The sequence below is a fragment of the Pseudoalteromonas shioyasakiensis genome, assembly GCF_022398475.1.
Lineage (GTDB): Bacteria > Pseudomonadota > Gammaproteobacteria > Enterobacterales > Alteromonadaceae > Pseudoalteromonas.
Genome location: NZ_JAKEVM010000210.1, coordinates 1 through 4,531 on the forward strand (window position 1 = coordinate 1; position 4,531 = coordinate 4,531).

Sequence of the window (4,531 nt, forward strand, 5' to 3'; positions counted from 1 at the left end):
GAGTTAACAATGTCTTTAAAATAAGCAGCAATTGATCAACATTTACTCAATTTGATTTTCGTAATTTGCTCATGAATAAGCCCTAGTTTGATGATAGAATTGCGCTAAACGAATAATCAAAAATACAGATAGGTAAACCATGAAGGTAATCTCATTTAACATTAACGGGCTGCGCGCTCGTTTACACCAATTGCAGGCTGTAATTGATAAACATCAACCAGATATCATCGGCTTACAAGAAATCAAAGTGCACGATGAGGCCTTTCCTCTCGAAGACGTACAAAAAATGGGCTATCACGTTTATTTTCATGGTCAAAAAGCACATTACGGTGTGGCAATGTTATGTAAGCAAGAACCTAAATCTGTAGTAAAAGGTTTTGCAACCGATACCGACGAATCACAGCGCCGTATGATCAGCGTAACAGTGACACAAGAAAATGGTCGCGACTTAACGGTAATGAATGGCTACTTCCCGCAAGGTGACAACATTGCCCATGAAACAAAGTTTCCTTATAAGCGTCAATTCTATAAAGATTTAATGACCCATCTAGAAGATAACCACACGCCTGATCAAGATGTTATCGTGATGGGTGACATTAATATTTCGCCAACTGATCTCGACATTGGTATTGGTGAACCAAACCGTAAACGCTGGTTAAAAACAGGTAAGTGTTCTTTCCAACCTGAAGAACGTGAATGGTTAAGCACGTTATTAAACTGGGGCTTTAAAGATACCTTCCGTGAACTTTATCCAGAAAAAACAGAACAATATTCGTGGTTTGATTACCGCTCAAAAGGGTTTGATGACAACCGCGGTCTGCGTATTGATGTGATCTTAGCAACCCCTGCTCTTGCTGAGCGTTGTGTTGAGTCTGGTATTGATTACGAGTTGCGCGGTATCGAAAAACCATCTGATCATGCGCCAATTTGGTCAACATTTAACGCATGATAGACACACTGCAATGGCAGCTCCCGTTGTGGAGCTGTGTGGCTATAATAATTTGGCTCAGCTTTGATAAACAAAGCCTGTCACATTTGCTGTCAACACCGATAAGACAAGTGGGTGTACTCGCATGTGCCCTTGTACTTGCGGTACTGTGGCGTATTAAAGCAGGCATATTACCTGGCCTCGAATTGCATATTTTGGGGGTCACTGCTGTGACCCTAATTTTAGGTTGGCGACTGGCTATTTTTGCAAGCACCTTGGCGAGTTTGTTGTTAGTGCTGGTTGCACAATTGCCAATCAGTTTATTGCCTGTGCATTTGTTATTTACAGCGTTCATTCCAATTACGTTGAGCTATCTGTGCTTTGTAATTTGCTATACCTATTTACCAAGACACTTTTTTATTTATATCTTTTTATGCGCGTTTTTAACCGCAGCTGTTATCGCCTGTATTAAAATACTCACCAGTGGTGTGCTTTATTACTTGCTTGGTGATTACAGTTTTATTGAGATTTCAGAAAACTATTTGATCCTGTGTGCCATAATTTGGTTTCCTGAAGCGATGCTCAATGGCATGGCAATCACCTTGTTGATCACCTATCGCCCTTACTGGGTTAAAACCTTTTATGATAAGGACTACTTAGACTCATGAGTCTTCACTATCACTGCCCGCTTTGCAAACTTGAACTGACACTCACCGAAAAAACGTACCGCTGTGACAATAATCACAGTTTTGATATCGCCAAAGAGGGTTATGTCAATTTACTTCCCGTGCAAAATAAAAAGTCGAAACAACCGGGCGATAACCTTGAAATGGTGCAAGCACGCCGCGCATTTTTAAGTGCCGGGCACTATTTGTTTTTACAGCGCGCTTTAGCTGAATTAGTAGCATCTCTCGCTCCAAGTTCAGTGATTGATTTAGGCTGTGGTGAAGGTTTTTACACTCAAGCAATTGCAGCACAATCAAGTGCCGATGTTTATGGTGTTGATATTTCGAAACCGGCGGTAAAATACGCCGCTAAGCGGTATGAAAATGCGCATTTTAGTGTCGCGTCGATTAGCCAAGCCCCTTTTGCAGATGCCAAAGCGGATGTACTTGTTAGTGTGTTTGCCCCTTTATTTGCACAAGAACTTGCCCGACTTGCCAAACCGCAAGCAAGTTTAATTGTTGCAAGCCCTGGCCCTTGGCATCTTAAAGAGTTAAAAGCGTTTATTTATGCAGATGTTAAACCGCATACAGAGATAGATCCACCAGCAGGCTTCAGCAACGAGTCAACAACATTATTAGAGCAACAGGTGCTGTTGTCTGTCGAAGAGATTAAACATTTAATTATGATGACGCCGTTTGCATGGAAATTTCGCCCAGAGCATTGGCAGCAGATTGAGCAGCAAGGCCCACAAAAAGTAACGTTATCGTTTTATGTGAGCCAGTTTATTCGTGATTAGAAGTGTTCTTTAGTAAAGGCTTTATCCATTTTTTCGAACATATCTTTTAATAGTTGAGCTAAATCTGAATAGCGTGGTTTTTCAGTCGTTAATTGTGACTGATAACCATGCGCTTTCATTTTACTGTGCAGCTCTGTGTACCAACTTAGCATTGCTGGTTCTAAACGGGTTTCTGCACGGCGGCCTAGCCACAACAAACCTTGCAGCGGTAGTGATAAAAAGAAAAGCGCGATAGTGATTGCTTGTGGAAAATAATCACTACCTAAATAATTAACTTGCATAAATACAGTCAGCATTGCCAATATTGGCATCACTGTAATAGCCAGATCTGTGGCCTTGATCACTCTAAATTCGGCAAACAATGGAGCGAGCTCTTGTCGCATCGGCCATTTTTTAGCGTATTGACGACCTGTTTGCACTTGTGACATGACACCTTTTTGCATCATCACTCCTAGGGTCTTCATCTTGTTTCACAATCGAGTGTAACACACTCCCGGATACAATCCCTGCAAAACCTGTCCTAGTTTTAATACCAAATTAATGGTAATGAGACTAACGTTTAATGTCTAAATGAGATAAAATGTTATCGGCTTAAGTCAACCAGACTTTAGTATAATTACAGCCTAGCTTTGTTAAGTGTAGCAACAAAATACTTATTTACTATACTGGCAAAGAATTCTAATTATCAAGCCTTAATATACACTGACTGATATCGTATTTTTAGGACCTAGCTATGTCGACGCACCTTTGCTCACCACAACATGTTTTAGTACTGAACTGTGGTAGTTCAAGTTTAAAATTTGCCATTTTAGATGCCACTACTTCTGACGAAGTTATTTCTGGTTTAGCTGAGCGCCTTGGCTCAGACACGCCTTCAATCAAATATAAATATAATGGTGAAAAACAACTTATCGAACTGGCAAAGGGCCAAGCCCACGATGCAGCTATTGCTGAACTTGTGAAGCTAGTTAATGAGTTAGGTCTGGCAGATAACTTAATTGCGGTGGGTCATCGTGTTGTGCACGGTGGTGAGCATTTCACTGAGTCTGTGCTTATCGACGATAATGTACTTACAGCTATCGAAAAAACAGCGGCACTTGCTCCACTTCATAACCCTGCAAATTTATTGGGCATTCGCACTGCACAGCAAGCGTTCTCAACGCTACCGCAAATTGCAGTATTTGATACGGCATTTCATCAAACGATGCCAAATATTGCGTACTTATACGCCCTACCTTACTCGCTTTATAAAGAGCATGGCGTAAGACGTTATGGTTTCCATGGTACAAGCCATTATTATGTTGCTGGTGAAGCGGCAAAATTGCTAGGTAAAGAGCGTGAGCAAACCAATGTGATCAGTGCGCATTTAGGTAATGGTTGTTCAGTGTGTGCGATTAAAGATGGTAAGAGCGTTGATACCAGCATGGGCCTGACACCGCTTGAAGGCTTAGTGATGGGCACGCGCAGTGGTAGCATCGACCCGGGTTTATTCACGTTTTTAACTCAGCAACTTAATTATTCAGTGCAAGAAATTGATGACTTACTTAATAAGCAAAGTGGCCTGTTAGGTATTAGTGAATTATCAAATGACTGTCGCACTATTGAAGAAGCCGCTGTTGAAGGTCACCCGCAAGCGAACCTTGCTCTCGATATTTTCTGCTACCGATTAGCAAAACAAATCGCCGCATTCTTAGTGCCTGTACAACGCCTTGATGCACTTATTTTCACCGGTGGTATCGGTGAAAACTCAGATATCATTCGTGACAAAGTGATCACCCAATTAGGCTTTTTAGGCCTTGAGTGTGACGAAGCTGCAAACTTAGCTGCTCGCTTTGGAAAAGAAGGCTTAATCTCAAAAGGCCAAGCCCACGCTAAAGCGTTTGTGATCCCGACCAACGAAGAATGGGTTATTGCTAACGATGCAGCCCGCATTGCAAAGGAGGGTTAAGTATATGGCACGTAGAATTACTTGATTTGGGCTAAATTCTCTAAAGCCTGAACTTTTTAGGAGCTCAGGCTTTTACATTTACAAAAATTACATAAATACTTTATAGCCCCATCTTCTGAAAGAATAAAAACACCAATATGCTCCAAAGGCGCTTCAGCATTATGACAGCAGGCGATTTAAACGCCTACTAAAT

At 41.4% G+C, this 4,531-nt stretch carries 5 protein-coding genes; 4 read left to right on the top strand and 1 reads right to left on the bottom strand.

From position 1 onward, the window contains the following. The first annotated feature begins 139 nt into the window (after positions 1-139). From xthA to L1D51_RS20445, 3 genes are read left to right on the top strand one after another with little or no spacing between them, the layout of a single operon-like run. A complete protein-coding gene (xthA, locus tag L1D51_RS20435) occupies positions 140-949 on the top strand; it encodes an exodeoxyribonuclease III (RefSeq protein ID WP_063704639.1) in 810 nt (269 codons plus the stop codon). Beyond that, the gene (locus tag L1D51_RS20440) at positions 946-1,596 is read left to right on the top strand and encodes an energy-coupling factor ABC transporter permease (protein ID WP_239964689.1); all 651 of its coding nucleotides are present in this window, start codon (positions 946-948) and stop codon (positions 1,594-1,596) included. Before xthA ends, L1D51_RS20440 begins: the two co-directional genes overlap by 4 nt. After that, positions 1,593-2,390: a putative RNA methyltransferase gene (locus L1D51_RS20445; RefSeq protein WP_239964691.1), complete on the top strand. Its 798-nt coding sequence runs from the start codon at positions 1,593-1,595 to the stop codon at positions 2,388-2,390. The genes L1D51_RS20440 and L1D51_RS20445 overlap by 4 nt, the downstream gene beginning before the upstream one ends. Here the strand turns inward: L1D51_RS20445 and yfbV are convergent. Further along, complete coding sequence (gene yfbV / locus L1D51_RS20450) at positions 2,387-2,833, bottom strand: terminus macrodomain insulation protein YfbV (protein ID WP_063704635.1); 447 nt, start codon at positions 2,831-2,833, stop codon at positions 2,387-2,389. The two genes, L1D51_RS20445 and yfbV, sit on opposite strands and share 4 nt — an antisense overlap. A gap of 290 nt (positions 2,834-3,123) precedes the next feature. On the opposite strand from yfbV, the gene L1D51_RS20455 reads away from it, so the two are divergent. Further along, the gene (locus L1D51_RS20455) at positions 3,124-4,338 is read left to right on the top strand and encodes an acetate kinase (protein WP_119851648.1); all 1,215 of its coding nucleotides are present in this window, start codon (positions 3,124-3,126) and stop codon (positions 4,336-4,338) included. Positions 4,339-4,531 lie beyond the last annotated feature (193 nt).

Excerpts from the sequence above, each read along its gene's own strand:
- L1D51_RS20445 (WP_239964691.1), top strand. The coding sequence starts at position 1,593 with ATGAGTCTTCACTATCACTGCCCGCTTTGCAAACTTGAACTGACACTC.
- L1D51_RS20455 (WP_119851648.1), top strand. The coding sequence starts at position 3,124 with ATGTCGACGCACCTTTGCTCACCACAACATGTTTTAGTACTGAACTGT.
- yfbV (WP_063704635.1), bottom strand. The coding sequence starts at position 2,833 with ATGCAAAAAGGTGTCATGTCACAAGTGCAAACAGGTCGTCAATACGCT.
- L1D51_RS20440 (WP_239964689.1), top strand. The coding sequence starts at position 946 with ATGATAGACACACTGCAATGGCAGCTCCCGTTGTGGAGCTGTGTGGCT.
- xthA (WP_063704639.1), top strand. The coding sequence starts at position 140 with ATGAAGGTAATCTCATTTAACATTAACGGGCTGCGCGCTCGTTTACAC.